We start from the raw sequence: 14,263 nt of genomic DNA on the forward strand, positions 1-14,263 counted from the left end.
GATGCCCGACGGATCGACGACGTTGACTTCCATCCCGTAGGACAGACCATCCCGTAGGACGGACAATGAAGAATGCGAAGCCTGTCGCAGCCGTCGGTGCGGGCTACCTTCTCGGGCGCCGGCACAAGGCCCGATGGGCGATGGCCCTCGCCGGGATGGCTGCGGGCAAACGCCTGACCGCCGATCCGGCAGCGCTCCTCGGTGGCCTGCTCGAGTCCTCGCCGCAGCTCCGGCAGCCGGCCGGCAACGTGCGCGGCGAACTGGCCGGCGCCGGCCGCAAGGCCGCCGTCGCGGCGGCCGGCAACCGTGTCGACGTGCTGACCGACTCGCTCCAGCGCCGGACCGAGTCCCTGCGCTCCTCCTCCGGCCGTGCCGAGGACGAGGAGCCCGCTCCCCGCTCCCGCCCCAGGGTGCCTGCCGGAAGCAGGTGACGGACCATGGCGACAGCCACCCGGGCCGACCCCTACCTCGACCGCCCCACGTCGAGCAGTTTCGCCGACGTCGTCGATGTGATCCTGGACAAGGGCCTGGTCATCGACGCCTATGTCCGGGTCTCCCTGATCGGCGTCGAACTGCTCACGGTCGACGCCCGCGTGGTGGTGGCCAGTATCGACACGTACCTCCGCTTCGCCGAGGCAGTCAACCGGCTCGGCCTCGCCGCCGACGACAGCCGCGGACTGCCCGAGCCGGTGCACGACGGGCAGCAGGGCGCCGAGCACAGGACCAAGGGTGCACTGGAGGGCGCCGAGGAGAACACCGTCGATGCGGCCGGCGGTCGGCGCGGCGGCGACGAGGACGAGGACGGGGAGCAGCCGGAGGAGCGGCCGCGCAACCGCGCCCGTCCGGCCGCACGGCGACGGGAGCAGGAGTGATGGCCGCACAGCACCGGACCCGGGCCGCCCCCACTGCCACCGGCAATGGCGGCGCGGACCCGCAGGCCTGCTACGTCTACGGCATCGTGCCCGCGGGCACCCCGCTGCCGGACCGGCTGCAGGGCGTCACCGACCCGTCGGCGCCGGTCGAACTGGTCGGCCGCGGTCGGGTGGCCGCCGTGGTCAGCACCGTCCCCGTGGACCGGCCGCTCGGCACAGCCGCGGACCTGCGCGCCCACGCCGACGTGCTGGACACCCTGGCGGCCGCCCGCAACGCCGTCCTGCCGATGCGCTTCGGCGCCGTCGTCCGGGACACCGAGACCGTCGCGGCGGACCTCCTCGACCCGTACGAGGAGGAGTTCCACGACGCACTCCAGGAGATCGAGGGGCACGCACAGTTCACCGTGCGCTGCGACTACCGGCAGGACGAGCTCCTCCGCGAGATCCTGGCGGACCGCGCGGACATCGCCCGGCTCCGCCAGGACGTCGCCGCACTGTCCGAGGAGGCCGGCCACTACCACCGGATACGCCTCGGCGAGCTCGTCGCCGGGGAGGTCGCGGCCCACCGGGACGAGGACGCCGCCGTCCTGGCCGACAGCCTCGCCCCGCACGCCGCAGCCTTCGCCCCCGCCGAGCCCGACGTGGCCGAGCAGGGCTTCAGCGCGGCCTTCCTCGTCCGCGACGGCGCGCGCACCGACTTCGAGCAGGCCGCGGAGGACCTGGCCCGCCGCTGGGCCGGACGCCTGCGCGTCCGCCTGCTCGGGCCGATCGCACCGTACGACTTCGCAGCCGAGATCGCCGGGACGGCGGAAGGGAACCGGTAGCCATGGGCCTCGTCACCGGACTGCCCACCCCGCCGCCCGCGATGCCCGGCAGGTACCCGGAGGTGTGAGCCGTGTCCGTACGCGACCCCCGTCCTGCGGCCGACGACCGCCCGGACCGGCCGGCCGACCGCCGTCCGCGGCGGGCACCCCCGGCCGAGCCGCCGGACGGCCCTCCGCGGCGCCGCCGCACCGCCGAGGCGCCTGATCGTGTCGACGCCCGGCCTGCCCGGCGGCCGGCTCCGCGCAGCGGGACGACCGGGTTGACGGCCCGTCGGGCCGCGGCCCGGGCCGCGGCCCAGGTCGGCGACCTCACCGGCCGCACACCGGAGGGCATCACTTCACTGGACCGCGGAGAGGAGGGCTGGGAGGTCGGCGTCGAAGTACTGGAGGCCCGCCGCGTCCCCGACTCGAACGACATCCTGGCCGTCTACCGGATCGTCCTCGACGACGACGGCGACCTTGTTTCCTTCCGCCGCGAACGCCGCTACCTCCGCGGTCGGACCGAGGAGGACTCATGACCCAGCCGACCCCCTGGACGCCCGACCGGAGCTACGCGCCGCAGTCCCGCGGCGCCATGGCGCCAGCCCCCTCCGCCAACCTGGCGGACCTGTTGGAACGCGTCCTCGACAAGGGCATCGTCATCGCGGGCGACATCCGGGTGAACCTGCTCGACATCGAACTGCTCACCGTCAAGATCCGGCTGCTGATCGCCTCCGTGGACCGCGCCCGGGAGATGGGCATCGACTGGTGGGAGCACGACCCCTCGCTCTCCTCCGGCAAACACGACCTCTCCCTCGAGAACCGCCGCCTGCGCGAGCGCATCGGCGAACTCGAGGCCGCCCGCACCGCCGACCGCGACCGCACGGACCGCGCGGCCGCCGACGGCGATCAGGCCGACGAGGCGCCGCCCGTCCGGCGCCGCCGCAGCACCAGGAGCGAGCCATGACCGTCTCCGGCCTCACCTGGGTCTACGCCGTGGTCCCCGACGTCGCGGACGGAATCCTCGACGGCCTGACCGGTGTGGCCGGCGAGCCGCTGCGCCCCCTCACCGCACCGGGCCTCGCCCTGGTGGTCGGCTCCGTGCCGCGGGAGGACTTCGACGAGCGGGCCCTGCAGCAGCACCTGGCGGACCTGCGCTGGCTGGAGGCCGCCGTCCGGTCCCACCACCGGGTGATCGCCGAACTCGCCCGTACCCGGCGCACCCTGCCCCTGCGCTTCGCCACCCTCTACCGGGACGACCGCGGTGCCGTCTCCTTCCTCCGCGGCGCCGGAGAACGCCTGCAGGCTGCCCTGGACCGGGTCGCCGACCGCGACGAATGGGGCGTCAAGGCCTACCTGGACGCACCCGCCCCGGACGCCCCCACCGCCGACCCGCCGGACGGCGCCGCCGTGGCCGACGACCGCCCCGGCACCGCGTACCTGCTGCGCCGTCGCGCCCAGCGCGACGACCGGGCCCACCGGTTCGAGCAGGCCCACGAGCGTGCCCGGCAGATCCACGCGGCCCTGGCCGCCCTTGCGGACGAGGCTACGGAGCACCCGCTGCAGTCCGCCGAGGCGAGCGGACGGGCCGCCCCGATGCTCCTCAACGGCGCCTACCTGGTGGAGCACGCGCGGGCCGCCGGGTTCGGCGCCGCCGTCACCGAGCTCGGCCGCCGGTTCACCGGTGTCCGCATGGAGCTCACCGGGCCCTGGCCGCCGTACTCCTTCGTCGAGATCGACACCGAACCCGCCGAACCGGCCGAACCGGCCGAACCGGTGACCGGTTCCGCGCCGGCCGAGGGCGGGTGATCCGCCGTGACCGGCGCCGGAGAGGTGGCCCGGACCGTCCCGTACCCCGTGGACGACCGCCGCATCGCGCTGGTCGACCTGCTGGACCGGCTGCTCGCCGGGGGAGTGGTCGTCGTCGGTGAGATCACCCTCGGCATCGCGGACGTCGACCTGGTCCGGATCAGCCTCCGGGCGCTGGTCGCCTCGGTCAGCACCCTCGCCGCCGAGACCGACCCGGACCTCTGGGACCCCGGCCCGCCCGACGGCGGCCGGCCGCACCGGGAGCTCCCGTGACCGCCCCGCACGACGGCCGACAGCCCGGCCGCCGGATCGAACTGGACCCGGAGTCCGTCGGCCGCGACCTGGCCGCGCTCGTACTCACCCTGGTCGAGCTGATCCGTCAGTTGATGGAACGCCAGGCCCTGCGCCGGATCGACCAGGGCGACCTCTCCGACGACCGGATCGAGGCCCTCGGCCGCACGCTGATGGCCCTGGAGGAACGGATGGCCGAACTGCGCGACCACTTCGGCCTGACCCCCGAAGACCTCAACATCGACCTCGGGCCCCTCGGCCCCCTGCTCTCCCGGGACTGAGCCGGTGTACCCATGGACGTGTCTCCACTGCCCACGCGGGTGCCCCATCAGGGGCGCGGGAACTGCGCAATCCGGATGCGGGCCGCCGTCCAGATCACGGCTTGACGAAGGCCGTCCCGACGCCCGCACCCCGACTGCCCCCGTTTGCCGTCCGGCGGACCGGAAAGCCGCACGGTATGAGAGACCGTCCCTCCGACGCCCGCACTGTCGTGATCACCGGCGCGAGCGGGGGCATCGGCCGCGCCTGTGCCGTCGCCTTCGCCGAACGCGGGGACCGGCTCGCCCTGATCGCCCGTGGCCGTGCCGGGCTGGACGGCGCCGTCCGCGAGGCCGAACAGGCCGGGGCCGCGAAGGCGATCGCGATCGAGGCGGACGTCGCCGACCCGGACGCCGTCGAAGCCGCCGCCCAGCGGGCCGAGGACGAGCTCGGCCCGATCGACGTGTGGGTCAACGACGCGTTCGCCTCGATCTTCGCGCCCTTCACGGAGATCGACCCCGAGGAGTTCCGCCGGGTCACCGAGGTCGCCTACCTCGGGTACGTGTACGGCACCGGATCGGCCCTGAGCCGGATGCTGCCCCGCAACCACGGGACGGTCGTACAGGTGGGATCGGCCATCGCCTACCGCGGCATCCCGCTGCAGAGCGCCTACAGCGGTGCCAAGCACGCCCTGCAGGGCTGGCACGAGGCGCTGTGCTGCGAACTCCTGGCCTCCGGCACCCGGGTGCGGACGACGATGGTGCAGATGCCCGCGGTCAACACGCCGCAGTTCGACTGGGTGCGCTCGCGGCTGCCCGAGCAGGCGCAGCCGGTGCCGCCGATCTACCAGCCCGAGGTCGCCGCCCGCGCGGTGCTCCACGCCGCCGACCACCCGCAACGGCGCGAGTACTGGGTCGGCGGCAGCACCGTCGCCACCCTGCTGGCGAACGCCGTCGCGCCGGGCCTGCTGGACCGCTACCTGGCCCGGACGGGCTTCGCCTCGCAGCAGAGCGGCGAGCCCCGGCGGGCCGACGCGCCCGACAACCTGTTCCGCCCCGTCGACACGGCCGAGGACCACGGATCGCACGGCCGCTTCGACGACCGCGCCCGCGCCCGCAGCCGCCAGCAGCAGGCCGCCCACGGCCTGGGTGCGCTCGCCGACGGCGTCCGGCGTGCGGCCGGACGGGTGATACCGGGTTTGCGGGCGGCCCTGCCCGGGTTCGCATCACGGATGCCCGGCCCGCAGGCACCGCAGGAACCGGAGAGGAGTGTGTGACCGTGCACCGCAACCAGACCGCTGCCCCGGAACGCCGGTACGAGCCCGCCGAGGGTACGGAACCCCCCGTCCCTCCCGACCCGCCCGCGCCGCCCGGCACCCCCACCCCGCCACCGGACCCGCCCCTGCCGGAACCCCCGGACAAGGAAACGGAACCCGGCCCGCCCGACCCCGAAAAGCCACCCGAGCCCCCCGACTGACACCCGCCGCCCGCCGGTGGTGCTGCCCGAGAACGTCGTCGGAGGAGAGGGACGCATGGTCGAGATCGCCGTGTGGTGGTGCGTACTGACGGGTCTGACGGTGGTGTTGATCAGCACCGTCTCGCCCGTCGAACTGCTGGTCGCCACCCTGGCCGCACTCGGCGCGGCCTTCGCCGCGCGGGCCATGCGCCTCGCCGCCGGCACCGAGTGGCACGGTGCCCGCCGGGCGGGGCGGGCCGCGATCCGGCTGCCCTGGTCCGTCCTGCGCGGCTGTGCGGCCCTGCTGTCGGCCCTGGCACGCCGCAACGAGGGCGGGGCACGGCTGCACCACGTCGTCATCCGCGAGGGCAGCGATCCGGGCTGGGCCGGTGCGGCGCTGGCCGCCTCGCCGGACACCTGCGTGATCGACATGCCGCACGGCGACGACGCCCTGGTGCACACCCTCGGCGACCGCCCGGGGCCGATGGAACGCCTGCTGGTGGAATGCCCGCCGGCCGACCCGGGGGAGCGCCGGTGAACGCGTGGACGGCGGCCGCCCTGGTCCTGCTGGTCGCGGCCGTGCCCGCCTGCGGATGGGTGGTCTCGCGCGGTACGACGGTGCGCCGCCTCGCCGGGGCGTGTCTGCTGTCGACGGTGACGGGCGCGGTCTTCCTCCTGCTGCCCCAGGCCTACAGCCGGTCCTCCTACCAGGACCTCGCACTGGTACTGGCCGTCCTCGCCCCCGCCGGATCTCTCGTTTTCACCCGGTTCGTGGCAGGCCGGAGCGAGGACCGGGACCGCGACGGCGGAACGTGACCGCCCGTCCGCGCATGGACCACCGACCGTCCGAGGGAGAGGGATGACGCCGAGTCATGTCGTCGCACTGGTGCTGCTGTGGGCGGGAGTGGGGTTCGTTCTGCTGTCCGCCGTCGCCCTCGTCCGGCTCCGCGGGACGCTGACGCGCCTGCACGCACTGGCACCGGCGTCCTGCGCGGGGGTGCCGCTGATCGCGGCGGCGGTGGCCGTCGACCAGGGCCCGGGCCGGGCGGCCGTCAAGACGCTGTTCATCGGTCTGCTGTTCGCCGTCGGCGGCACGGTGACCACGATCGCGGTCGGCCGCGCCTCGCGGCAGGCCGAGGGCGGGGGAGCGGAGTGAACGACTGGCTGATCGGGGCCGCGCTGGCGTCCGTCGTCGTGGCCGCGACGGTGGCGGTGCTCACCCGCGACCCGGCACGCCAGGCCGTGGTGCTCGCCGCCCTGGGCCTGGGCCTGGCCGGTGCGCTGATGTGCTGGCAGCAGCGCCACCTCAAGCGGCTCCTGGCGTTCTCCACCATCAGCCACGTCGGCCTGTTCCTCGTCGGCATCGCCCTGCTCACCCCGCACGGCCTCACCGGGACTGCCGTCTACGTCGCCGGCCACGGCCTGGCCAAGGCCGCCCTGTTCGGCCTGACCGGGGCGCTGCTCGACCGCTTCGGCTCGGTCGACGAGCACGGGCTGTACGGCAGGGCGCGCGCCATGCGCCCGACGGGAGTGCTGTTCGTGGTCGGCGCCCTGGCGCTCACCGGGCTCCCGCCGTTCGGCACCGGCCTCGGCAAGGCCCCGACCGAGGAGGACGCCGGGCACTGGCTGCCCTGGCTGCCCGCCGTGTTCGTCGTCGCGTCCGCCGCCCCCGGGGCCGCGGTGCTCCGCGCCGCCCTCCGCATCTTCTGGGGCGCCGGCCCCGCGCCGCAGGCCGGGCCCGGCGAGGAGGAGATCACCGGCGAGGGCGAGGAACCGGAGATCCGCGCCGCCGAGCGGCCACTGCCGCCGGCCATGCTCGCCGTCCCCGGGGTGCTGCTCCTCCTCGCCCTGCTTCTCGGGAGCCTCCCCGCCGTCGTGCCCGCCCTGGCGCACGGCGCAGCGGCGTTCACCGATCCCGAGGCCTACCGCGCCGCCGTGACCGCCGGAACGGCCACCGTCTCCCACGCGGAGGAGTCCGCCTGGTGGGCTGCGCCCGGGCTCGCCCTGGGCTGCCTCCCGGCCGGCCTCGCCGTCGCCCTCGCGCTCTTCACCGTGTCCCGGCGGCCGGACCCCCGGCCCGCGCTGCGCCCCGCCGAACGGGCCGTCCGCGGCCTGCGGCGCCTGCACTCCGGGCACCTCGGGGACTACCTGGCGTGGCTCGCCCTGGGCATCGCCGTGCTGTGCGCGGCCGTTGCCGCCCAGAGCTGACCGCCGGGCACACCGGACGGCCCGTGAGGGTCAACGTCGCCCGGCATGCTGCGGCCTCATGCCGTGGACGGGATCGGGGCGTCCGGCCGCCGGCCATGCCTCGGCGACGGCGCGCCGCAGCACGGCAGCGGCCTCGGACTGCCGGGCGTCGAGGATCTCCGCCTGGCCGCGGGCCCTGCCCTCCAGCCGTTCCAGCCGTGCGGTCAGGAGGTCGTCATCGGCCACGGCCTGCAGGGCCCGCCACAGCGCGATCTTGCCCTGGACGCCGGAGCGCATGGCCTCGGTCTCGAGCAGGTCGCTCAGCGGGGAGCGGCGGAACAGCCGCCCGTTGAGCTTGAGCCGGCCGGCCTTCTCGGCGACCGCGCCCATGGCCATCCGGTGCCGCCGGGGCCGTACGCCGAGCGTCTGCATCAGCTGGACGAGTTCGTCGCGGTCCTCGGCGATCTCGCGGGCCAGGCCGCGCAGATCGGGCGCATCCGGTCCGGTCGGGTGCTCGCGCGCGATCCGGGCCGCCAGGGCCGCACCGCCGTACGCGCCGGCCAGATGGTCGTTGAGGTAGATGGCGAGCAGCCGCTCGCCGTTCGGGTCCGACATCGTGCCGCTCCTTCGTCTGCTGTGGCGTGCCCGCTCCGGAGTTCTGGTGGGGCGGCTGCCCGGTGGGGCGGGGCGGAAACGACACGGCGGGGCCGCGTGTGCGCCTACAGGCGCTCCTCCATGCCGACGGCCTCGCGGAGGCGGTCGTGGGCCTCGCCCGGCTGGCCCTCCTGGAGTTCGAGCAGCGCCTCGGCGATCGCGTCGAGCTTGCGCTGGATCGCGTGCTCGGCGCGCCGCTCCGAGTTCTTCAGCATGGCCAGCAGCAGCAGCGTGACCGCGGCCATCGCGTCCCCGACCACGAGCTGCGTCTCCGCGGAGAGTCCCGCCGCGTGCACCGCGACGAACGCCGCCACCAGCAGCAGGCACAGGACCGCGAAGAGGGGTGAGCTGGTGAAGTTCGACGCCAGCTCGGCGAACTGCTCGAACCGGCCCCTGCGGCCGTCCTCGCCCTTCCGTGCCGGATGCTGCAGGGTCATGGCCCCGTCCTTTCGTCCCCATTCGTTCGGAAACTGTGTGGATTATCCCGGTGACGGCCGGGCACACGCCGATCGGGAAGGTGATCGAAGATGGTTGCGCTGTTGCTTGTACTGCTGCTGATCCTGGTGCTGTTCGGCGCCGGGTTCGCCCTCCACCTGCTGTGGTGGGTCGCGCTGGTCGCCCTGGTCCTGTGGGTGGTGGGTTTCTTCGTCCGGGGCCCCTCGGGTTCCCGGTGGTACCGATGGTGACGAGGGACGGCCGCCTCACGGAGAACGCCTGAGGCAGGGTCGGCGGGGCCGGGAGCACCGAGGTGTCCCGGCCCCGCCGAGCTGCGCGTGTGGCCGTGCATCACAGGCGCCGGGCCACGGCGGCGATGTGGGTGCGGGAGATGCCGGCGGCGTCCAGGAGTTCGGCCGAGGTGCCGGAGCCGGGCAGGGTCCGCACGGCGAGGTGGGCGAACGCCGGGCACAGGCCGCGTTCGGCGAGGGCTCCGAGCACGGCCTCGCCGAGACCGCCCTCGGGGCGGTGGTCCTCCACGACGACCAGGCGGCCGGTGTCGTGGACGGCCCGGGCGAGGGTCTCGCCGTCCACGGGCTTGACGGAGTACAGGTCGACGACCCGCGCCGCCGTGCCCTCCTCGGCCAGCAGGTCGGCGGCGGCCAGGCACTCGTGGAGGGTGACGCCCGCGCCGACCAGGGTGACCCGGTCGTGCTCGCCGGAGCGCAGGACCTTGGCCCCGCCGACCGGGAAGGTCTCGTCGGGGCCGTAGAGAACCGGGTAGGCGCCGCGGGTGGCCCGCAGGTAGGAGATGCCGTCCAGGTCGGCCGCGGCGGCCGTGAGCGCGGCGGCGGAGGTGGCGTCGCTGGGGCAGAGCACGGTGGAGCCGTGCACGGCGCGCATCATCGCCAGGTCCTCCAGCCCCATCTGGGACGGCCCGTCCGCGCCGATCTCCACCCCGCAGTGCGTGCCGCAGAGGGTCATGGTGACCCGGGAGACCGAGGCCATCCGGACGAAGTCGTGGGCGCGGGTGAGGAAGGCGGCGAAGGTGGCGGCGTACGGGTGGTGGCCGCGCACGGCCATGCCGACGGCGGTGGCGAGCATCTGCTGCTCGGCGATGTAGTGCTGGAAGAACCGCTCCGGGTGGGCCTTCGCGAAGTCCTCGGTGTGCGTGGAGTTGCCGACCTCGGCATCGAGGACGACGATCTCCGGCCGGGCACCGAGCGCGACGAGCGCCTTGCCGAAGGCGGACCGGGTGGCGACCTTCTCGCCCATCTCGAAGCGCGGCAGGTCGACCGGGCCGGGGCGGGCCGTCCGTCGGGGGGTCGTGGCGGGCGGACGGGGCCCGCGCACGGTCAGCCCGCGCACCCCGCCGAGCTCGTCGACGGCCCGCTCGGCGAGGTCCTCGGGCAGCGGTTTCCCGTGCCAGCCCTCGGCGTCCGCGACCTCGGACACGCCCCGGCCCTTGACCGTCCGGGCGACGACCACGGTGGGCGCCGCGCCGTCCGAGGCCTCGGAGAGGGCCCGGTCGACGGCCTCGAGGTCGTGGCCGTCCACCGTGACCGCGCGGCAGCCGAACGCCTCCGCCCGCCGCACGTACGCGTCGGTGTCCCAGCCGAACTCGGTCGGCCCGCACTGCCCCAGGCGGTTGACGTCCACGATCACGGTGAAGTTGGCCAGGCGGTGGCGACCCGCCGCGCCCAGCGCCTCCCAGACCGAGCCCTCCGCCATCTCGCTGTCCCCGCACAGCACCCACACCCGGGACGGCTGCTCGTCCAGCTCGCGGGCGGCCAGCGCGATGCCCACCCCGTACGCCACGCCCTGGCCGAGCGAACCGGTGGCCACGTCCACCCAGGGCAGCACCGGCGTGGGGTGGCCCTGGAGGCGGGCACCGATGCGGCGGTACGTGGTCAGCAGCTCGGTCTCGCCCACGACACCCGCGGCCCGGAACATGGCGTACAGCAGCGGGGAGGCGTGGCCCTTGGAGAAGACCAGGTGGTCGGCGGCCGGATTGCCCGGGTCGAGCCAGTCGTAGCGCAGGTGCCGCGCCATGAGGACGGCCATCAGGTCGGCGGCCGACAGGCTGGACGTCGGGTGTCCCGACCCCGCCGCAGTGCTCGCCCGCACCGCATCGACCCGAAGTTGCTGGGCGAGTTCGAAGACGTGCCGCAGATCGGTGCCGGGATCGATCGGAGCGGTGAGTGTGCGTTCGGCGGCCATGGCGCTCTCCTTCCGTCTTCTCCCGCGCCTGCCCGGTCGGCGCCACCGGAATCAGGCACAGCCGGAATGGGGCGCCACCGGAATCCGGCCCGGCGGACCCGCGTGCCGGGCCCCGGAACGGGCAGCCGCCAGGAGGAGCAGCCGGCAGCAAGGAGCCCCCGATGACCAGCCGGAACCACACCCCGCACGGCGACCGCAGGCCCGGGGAACGGCACGACTTCCCGCACACCCCGCACGGGCCCGGTCGCACGACACCGCAGTGGCGGCCCCAGGGGCCGGTGCGCCGCGGCAGCGAGCCGGTGACGGCGCGCACCGATCTGGAACTGAGGCGCCTGCTCTCCCGGGTCTTCCTGGGCATCTTCGTGTTCGGCGCGGTGGCGTTCTCCGTCATCGCCGGGCTGGAGGGCACCGGCCCGGCGCCCAACCGCTGGACGTTCGCCGTCTTCGCCGCGGTCTGCGTGGCCTTCGCAGGAATCGCCGCACTCGACCTGATGGTGATCCGCCGCCGGATGGCCGCAGGCCAGGGCCGGGCGCCGCGCCGGGACCGGTGACCGCGATCCCGGGGAGCTCCGGCCGGGAGCCCGGCCTGTACGGCGAACCGGTGGATTTGGCGCCGGCCCGAGTGCCCCGGCCGGTGCCGGGGAAGGCGTGGCGGGACCTGTTCGAGACCCTGTTGGGAGTTCCCATGGCCGACGACTTCGTCATCGATGTGACGCGGATCCGGGACGAGGCCCGCCAGAAGATGGCCGACGGGCCCGTCACCGCCACCTACGGCCTCGACGCCGACAAGGTGATCGCCGTCCTCAACGACGTCGTGGCGACCGAGGTGGTCTGCTGGCTGCGCTACACCCGGCACGCCATCTCCGCCACCGGCATCGACCGGGCACAGGTGGCGGCCGAGTTCACCGAGCACGCCGCCGCGGAGATGCAGCACGCCCTGCGCGCGGCCGGACGCATCTCCCAGCTCGGCGGCGAACCGGACTTCGATCCCGCCACCATCGCCGGGCGCGCCCACACCGACTACACCACGCCGGCGGGCCGCGACCTCAAGGCCATGCTGGAGCACAACCTGCTGGCCGAACGGATCGTCATCTCCACCTACCAGGAGATCGCCCGCTGGCTCGGCGACCACGACCCGACCACCCGGCGCCTCATCGAGTCGATCCTCGAGGAGGAGGAGGAACACGCCGACGACCTGACGGACCTGCTGGCCGTCTAGGGTGTGCCGCCGAAGGCAGTCGGCCCCGCCCGGGCCCGACTGCCTTCGGCGGAAGCGCGCTTCACGGCCTCCACACCGAAGTCACCCTGCCGCGCAGAGTAGTTGTATGCGTGGAGCGGCCACGGGCCGGGCAGACGTACTCCGAGCCCGAGGACCCAGGAGGTGAGGGTGATGACCAGGATTCGGATCACCGTACGGCCCGGTCGAGGCCGCCCGCGGCCCCCGCTCGATCTGCGGACCCCTTCGGGCCGCCCGCTGCCGTACTGACGGAGCGTCTACGGCCGATCGGCTCCGGCGCGCAGCGCTCTCGTACTTCCTCGACGGGCTCAGCCGTCGGCCTGCACGGTCGGAACAGGCTGCATCCCCAGCAAGATGCCCGCCGCGACTGCAGACGTCGCCGATGCCCGGCTGTTCTTCCGTCCGTCCGGTGAACGGGGCCACGCGCACGACCGGCGGGAGGCGGAGGCGAAAGGCCGGCTGAGCGGGCGTCCGCAACCCCTCGCGGCTTCGCGCCCGAAGGTGATGTCGGACACGGATCGAGTGGCGAGCTCAATGGTTGACCATATGAACTATTGAGTCTACGGTCGAGTCGGCACGCGAGGTTCGCATCCGCAGAGACCTTCGATCCGCTCGGAACACCGCTCCGTCCAGAGAGGCACGACCACTATGACGACGTCCGTCCGCCCGGTCCCCGGGTCCGCCCCGATCGACCACCGTGCGGCCGTCGGCGTGGAGACCGCCCGCTTTGCGGCAGCGGTCCAGGGCGCCGACTTCGCAACCCCGGTGCCGAATTGCCCCGGCTGGACGCTGGCCGACCTGGTCAGGCATGCGGGCAGCGTGCAGCGCTGGTTCTCGGTGCTGCTGCACGGGCGCATCCAGGAGCCGCCGCGAAGCCGCGACGTCGACCTGCAGCTTCCGGCCGGGGACGGCGGGTGGGCCGACTGGCTGGCCGGGAGCGCGGCGGTGGCGGCGGACGCGTTCCGGGCCACCGGCCCGGACACCCCGATGTGGGCGTGGGGCGCCGACCAGCACGCACGGTTCTGGGCGCGCCGGATGCTGTTCGAGACCCTGGTGCACCGGGCCGACGCGGAGCTCGCCCTCGGAGTGCGGCCGGAGATCGACCGCGCGCTCGCGGCCGACGGCGTGGACGAGTTCCTGGTGAACCTCCCCTTCGCCGGCTTCTTCGCCCCCAGGGTGGCCGACCTCCGCGCGGACGGGCGCACGATCCGGTTCCGTACGACCGACGGGGACGCCGGCTGGCTGGTCCGGCTGCGGCCGGACGGCTTCGGGCTCGACCCCGCCGATGACGGATCGGGCACCGCGGACGCGACCGTCCGGGGCACCGCGGCCGACCTCCTGCTGCTCGTCTACGGCCGCCTCTCCCTCGGCGCCGACGCCGTTGCGTACGAGGGGGACGGGGAGCTGCTGGCGCACTGGTTCGCCAACTCCGCGTTCTGAGTCCGCCGGGGCCGGCGGGGGAGCGGGGACGGGCGGGGCGGCCGTGCTCGCCGCCTCAAGGGCGGCGTGTCACGAGGAGGAGCGGGGCGTGGACGGGCCGCTCCAGGAGTGTGGCGTGGAGCAATGCCAAGAGGCCCGCACCGGGCATGTGCGCGGTGCGGGCCTCTTGCTGCCGGGCGGGTGCCGTGGCAGAAGAACTACAGCGGGCGAATGTTCTCGGCCTGCGGGCCCTTCTGGCCCTGCGTGACGTCGAACTCGACCTTCTGGCCCTCGAGCAGCTCGCGGAAGCCGCCGGCGTTGATGTTCGAGTAGTGGGCGAACACGTCGGGACCGCCGCCGTCCTGCTCGATGAAGCCGAAGCCCTTCTCCGCGTTGAACCACTTCACAGTGCCATTAGCCATAAAGAAATCTCCTTCAAGGGGCTGTTCGAAGCGCGCACGGCGCGGGCTTCGAGTCGCCGCGATGAGCACCCACCCGGGAACATCCGGGAACAAAAATGCGCCTGCTGTGAGATACATCAGCAGGCGCACACAAAGTTCATGGGAAACCACTACTGCAACTGAGTCGACTGTAGCAGGCCCCGGCCCGCCGCGGCGGAATTT

At 74.2% G+C, this 14,263-nt stretch carries 21 protein-coding genes; 17 read left to right on the plus strand and 4 right to left on the minus strand.

What is annotated here, in order from left to right; translation table 11 throughout:
* Positions 1-65 precede the first annotated feature (65 nt).
* From ACQ614_RS35145 to ACQ614_RS35205, 13 genes are all read left to right on the plus strand, one after another.
* On the plus strand, positions 66-431 hold the full coding sequence (locus ACQ614_RS35145; RefSeq protein ID WP_431683166.1) for a hypothetical protein: 366 nt from the start codon (positions 66-68) through the stop codon (positions 429-431).
* Positions 432-437: 6 nt separating this feature from the next.
* A complete protein-coding gene (gvpJ, locus tag ACQ614_RS35150; protein ID WP_431683167.1) occupies positions 438-872 on the plus strand; it encodes a gas vesicle protein GvpJ in 435 nt (144 codons plus the stop codon).
* Positions 872-1,696, plus strand: coding sequence for a GvpL/GvpF family gas vesicle protein (locus tag ACQ614_RS35155; RefSeq protein WP_431683168.1), 825 nt, complete (start codon positions 872-874; stop codon positions 1,694-1,696). Before gvpJ ends, ACQ614_RS35155 begins: the two co-directional genes overlap by 1 nt.
* 260 nt (positions 1,697-1,956) lie before the next feature.
* Positions 1,957-2,214: a gas vesicle protein GvpO gene (gvpO, locus tag ACQ614_RS35160; protein ID WP_431683169.1), complete on the plus strand. Its 258-nt coding sequence runs from the start codon at positions 1,957-1,959 to the stop codon at positions 2,212-2,214.
* The gene (locus ACQ614_RS35165) at positions 2,211-2,642 is read left to right on the plus strand and encodes a gas vesicle protein (RefSeq protein ID WP_431683170.1); all 432 of its coding nucleotides are present in this window, start codon (positions 2,211-2,213) and stop codon (positions 2,640-2,642) included. Before gvpO ends, ACQ614_RS35165 begins: the two co-directional genes overlap by 4 nt.
* Complete coding sequence (locus ACQ614_RS35170) at positions 2,639-3,484, plus strand: GvpL/GvpF family gas vesicle protein (protein ID WP_431683171.1); 846 nt, start codon at positions 2,639-2,641, stop codon at positions 3,482-3,484. The genes ACQ614_RS35165 and ACQ614_RS35170 overlap by 4 nt, the downstream gene beginning before the upstream one ends.
* 6 nt (positions 3,485-3,490) lie before the next feature.
* Positions 3,491-3,757 (plus strand): gas vesicle protein, encoded by a 267-nt coding sequence (locus ACQ614_RS35175; RefSeq protein ID WP_431683172.1) that lies wholly within the window; start codon positions 3,491-3,493, stop codon positions 3,755-3,757.
* Positions 3,754-4,056, plus strand: coding sequence for a gas vesicle protein K (locus tag ACQ614_RS35180; RefSeq protein WP_431683173.1), 303 nt, complete (start codon positions 3,754-3,756; stop codon positions 4,054-4,056). Before ACQ614_RS35175 ends, ACQ614_RS35180 begins: the two co-directional genes overlap by 4 nt.
* Positions 4,057-4,232: 176 nt before the next feature.
* A complete protein-coding gene (locus tag ACQ614_RS35185) occupies positions 4,233-5,309 on the plus strand; it encodes an SDR family oxidoreductase (protein ID WP_431683174.1) in 1,077 nt (358 codons plus the stop codon).
* 255 nt (positions 5,310-5,564) lie between these two features.
* Positions 5,565-6,026: a hypothetical protein gene (locus ACQ614_RS35190; protein WP_431683175.1), complete on the plus strand. Its 462-nt coding sequence runs from the start codon at positions 5,565-5,567 to the stop codon at positions 6,024-6,026.
* A complete protein-coding gene (locus ACQ614_RS35195) occupies positions 6,023-6,304 on the plus strand; it encodes a monovalent cation/H+ antiporter complex subunit F (protein ID WP_431683176.1) in 282 nt (93 codons plus the stop codon). The genes ACQ614_RS35190 and ACQ614_RS35195 overlap by 4 nt, the downstream gene beginning before the upstream one ends.
* Before the next feature lie 43 nt (positions 6,305-6,347).
* On the plus strand, positions 6,348-6,644 hold the full coding sequence (locus tag ACQ614_RS35200; RefSeq protein WP_431683177.1) for a cation:proton antiporter: 297 nt from the start codon (positions 6,348-6,350) through the stop codon (positions 6,642-6,644).
* Positions 6,641-7,696, plus strand: coding sequence for a proton-conducting transporter membrane subunit (locus ACQ614_RS35205; protein WP_431683178.1), 1,056 nt, complete (start codon positions 6,641-6,643; stop codon positions 7,694-7,696). Before ACQ614_RS35200 ends, ACQ614_RS35205 begins: the two co-directional genes overlap by 4 nt.
* A gap of 30 nt (positions 7,697-7,726) precedes the next feature.
* Here the strand turns inward: ACQ614_RS35205 and ACQ614_RS35210 are convergent, their stop codons facing one another.
* Positions 7,727-8,290, minus strand: coding sequence for a hypothetical protein (locus tag ACQ614_RS35210; protein WP_431683179.1), 564 nt, complete (start codon positions 8,288-8,290; stop codon positions 7,727-7,729).
* 104 nt (positions 8,291-8,394) lie between these two features.
* Positions 8,395-8,766, minus strand: a complete 372-nt coding sequence (locus tag ACQ614_RS35215; RefSeq protein ID WP_431683180.1) for a low affinity iron permease family protein — start codon at positions 8,764-8,766, stop codon at positions 8,395-8,397.
* Positions 8,767-8,856: 90 nt separating this feature from the next.
* Here ACQ614_RS35215 and ACQ614_RS35220 point away from each other — a divergent pair, with 90 nt between their 5' ends.
* Positions 8,857-9,015 (plus strand): hydrophobic protein, encoded by a 159-nt coding sequence (locus tag ACQ614_RS35220; protein ID WP_431683181.1) that lies wholly within the window; start codon positions 8,857-8,859, stop codon positions 9,013-9,015.
* 100 nt (positions 9,016-9,115) lie between these two features.
* On the opposite strand, the gene ACQ614_RS35225 is transcribed toward ACQ614_RS35220, so the two are convergent.
* Entirely contained in the window at positions 9,116-10,984 is a 1,869-nt protein-coding gene (locus ACQ614_RS35225; RefSeq protein WP_431683182.1) for a transketolase, read from the minus strand.
* A gap of 161 nt (positions 10,985-11,145) precedes the next feature.
* On the opposite strand from ACQ614_RS35225, the gene ACQ614_RS35230 reads away from it, so the two are divergent.
* The 3 genes from ACQ614_RS35230 (at position 11,146) to ACQ614_RS35240 (ending at position 13,661) form a co-directional block, all read left to right on the plus strand.
* Positions 11,146-11,535, plus strand: coding sequence for a DUF6343 family protein (locus ACQ614_RS35230; RefSeq protein WP_431683183.1), 390 nt, complete (start codon positions 11,146-11,148; stop codon positions 11,533-11,535).
* Positions 11,536-11,669: 134 nt separating this feature from the next.
* A complete protein-coding gene (locus ACQ614_RS35235) occupies positions 11,670-12,203 on the plus strand; it encodes a ferritin-like domain-containing protein (protein WP_431683184.1) in 534 nt (177 codons plus the stop codon).
* 666 nt (positions 12,204-12,869) lie between these two features.
* Positions 12,870-13,661 (plus strand): maleylpyruvate isomerase family mycothiol-dependent enzyme, encoded by a 792-nt coding sequence (locus ACQ614_RS35240; protein WP_431683185.1) that lies wholly within the window; start codon positions 12,870-12,872, stop codon positions 13,659-13,661.
* Positions 13,662-13,858: 197 nt separating this feature from the next.
* Here the strand turns inward: ACQ614_RS35240 and ACQ614_RS35245 are convergent, their stop codons facing one another.
* Entirely contained in the window at positions 13,859-14,062 is a 204-nt protein-coding gene (locus ACQ614_RS35245) for a cold-shock protein (protein ID WP_431683186.1), read from the minus strand.
* Positions 14,063-14,263: the final 201 nt, after the last annotated feature.

It is taken from the genome of Kitasatospora dryopteridis (assembly GCF_050749075.1).
Taxonomy (GTDB): Bacteria; Actinomycetota; Actinomycetes; order Streptomycetales; family Streptomycetaceae; genus Kitasatospora.

Coding starts and splice junctions, on each gene's coding strand:
- ACQ614_RS35145 (WP_431683166.1), top strand. CDS start 66: ATGAAGAATGCGAAGCCTGTCGCAGCCGTCGGTGCGGGCTACCTTCTC.
- gvpJ (WP_431683167.1), top strand. CDS start 438: ATGGCGACAGCCACCCGGGCCGACCCCTACCTCGACCGCCCCACGTCG.
- ACQ614_RS35155 (WP_431683168.1), top strand. CDS start 872: ATGGCCGCACAGCACCGGACCCGGGCCGCCCCCACTGCCACCGGCAAT.
- ACQ614_RS35165 (WP_431683170.1), top strand. CDS start 2,211: ATGACCCAGCCGACCCCCTGGACGCCCGACCGGAGCTACGCGCCGCAG.
- ACQ614_RS35170 (WP_431683171.1), top strand. CDS start 2,639: ATGACCGTCTCCGGCCTCACCTGGGTCTACGCCGTGGTCCCCGACGTC.
- ACQ614_RS35185 (WP_431683174.1), top strand. CDS start 4,233: ATGAGAGACCGTCCCTCCGACGCCCGCACTGTCGTGATCACCGGCGCG.
- ACQ614_RS35190 (WP_431683175.1), top strand. CDS start 5,565: ATGGTCGAGATCGCCGTGTGGTGGTGCGTACTGACGGGTCTGACGGTG.
- ACQ614_RS35200 (WP_431683177.1), top strand. CDS start 6,348: ATGACGCCGAGTCATGTCGTCGCACTGGTGCTGCTGTGGGCGGGAGTG.
- ACQ614_RS35210 (WP_431683179.1), bottom strand. CDS start 8,290: ATGTCGGACCCGAACGGCGAGCGGCTGCTCGCCATCTACCTCAACGAC.
- ACQ614_RS35215 (WP_431683180.1), bottom strand. CDS start 8,766: ATGACCCTGCAGCATCCGGCACGGAAGGGCGAGGACGGCCGCAGGGGC.
- ACQ614_RS35220 (WP_431683181.1), top strand. CDS start 8,857: ATGGTTGCGCTGTTGCTTGTACTGCTGCTGATCCTGGTGCTGTTCGGC.
- ACQ614_RS35225 (WP_431683182.1), bottom strand. CDS start 10,984: ATGGCCGCCGAACGCACACTCACCGCTCCGATCGATCCCGGCACCGAT.
- ACQ614_RS35230 (WP_431683183.1), top strand. CDS start 11,146: ATGACCAGCCGGAACCACACCCCGCACGGCGACCGCAGGCCCGGGGAA.
- ACQ614_RS35235 (WP_431683184.1), top strand. CDS start 11,670: ATGGCCGACGACTTCGTCATCGATGTGACGCGGATCCGGGACGAGGCC.
- ACQ614_RS35240 (WP_431683185.1), top strand. CDS start 12,870: ATGACGACGTCCGTCCGCCCGGTCCCCGGGTCCGCCCCGATCGACCAC.
- ACQ614_RS35245 (WP_431683186.1), bottom strand. CDS start 14,062: ATGGCTAATGGCACTGTGAAGTGGTTCAACGCGGAGAAGGGCTTCGGC.